This window comes from Leyella stercorea (assembly GCF_021531355.1).
Lineage (GTDB): Bacteria > Bacteroidota > Bacteroidia > Bacteroidales > Bacteroidaceae > Prevotella.
Window position 1 is genome coordinate 1 of sequence record NZ_JADYTS010000205.1, and the last position, 480, is coordinate 480.

The 480-nt window shown below is 44.8% G+C and carries 1 pseudogene; it reads left to right on the forward strand.

The features are described from left to right. Positions 1–314 (forward strand): annotated as a pseudogene (locus tag I6E38_RS15090) (DUF6371 domain-containing protein); the annotation flags it as partial. Between the last annotated feature and the right edge of the window lie 166 nt (positions 315–480).

Here is a 480-nt window from a genome sequence, read left to right on the forward strand (position 1 = left end):
TGAACGGATGTTTCAATAAAGATGCAGTCGAAGTCCTAAGCGGTCGGGAGGTTGTTTTGGTTCCAGACCTTGGAGCAACGGATAAGTGGAAAAGCAAACTTCCGTTGCTGCAATCAATATGCAAGCAAGTTCTTGTCAGCAACATCTTGGAAGACAATGCCACCGATGAACAAAAGGTCAATGGTCTTGACATTGCCGACTTCCTATTGATGACGGAAACACCGCAGATGGCGCTACAAAGGCTGATAAAACAACATCCGCCACTCCAGCATCTGATAGACAGCCTTGGGTTGGTATTGGTGGAAGAGTCATAACAGAGTTGATAAGAATCTGCGAATACGCTTGCGTGACGGACTTTCACAAAAGTCCTAAACATAATAGGGACTTTTAGATTCACATGCTTGCGATGTTCACTTAAAAAGTCCTTCTATTATGCTCAGGCTCCGCCCGAGACCTGTCTCCAATTATACAAGAACTACG